At 71.7% G+C, this 428-nt stretch carries 1 protein-coding gene; it reads right to left on the bottom strand.

Annotated features, from left to right (window positions below; translation table 11 throughout):
* On the bottom strand, nt 1-428 hold a 428-nt coding region (locus J0A65_RS25960; protein ID WP_232850166.1), incomplete at both ends, for an aldolase/citrate lyase family protein.

The raw sequence follows: 428 nt of genomic DNA, 5'->3' as shown, positions 1-428 counted from the left end.
CGAAGCCCATGTCGCGTGCATCACGCGCCGTGCGGGCGAGCCCTTCACGGTCTTCGATAGCCGGGAAGACGCTGTCCAGCGGCGCGCCCAGACCGGCCACGCGCGACTGCAGGAGCAAGGCGTAGCGGGCCTGGTCGAGGATGCGTTCGGCGGCGGCAGAACCGCTGCTCAGGCCCAGGTCCAGGCCCAGGTCGAGCGCGCCGAAGGACAGGCGCTCGACACCGTCGGCATGGGCGATGTCCGCCAGCGCCAGCAGCCCCGCCGCGCTCTCGATGATCGGCCAGACCGGTTTGGCGCAGGCCGCGACACGTGAGACATGGGCGGCAGACTCCACCTTGGGCAGCAGCACGCCGACCACCCCGGCATGCCGGGCGCACAGAGCGATGTCGGCCGCATGCCCGGCATGCTCGGGGGCATTGATGCGCACC

Source organism: Bowmanella yangjiangensis (assembly GCF_017255015.1).
Lineage (GTDB): Bacteria > Pseudomonadota > Gammaproteobacteria > Enterobacterales > Alteromonadaceae > Bowmanella > Bowmanella yangjiangensis.
This window is presented reverse-complemented; position numbering and strand designations above follow the sequence as displayed.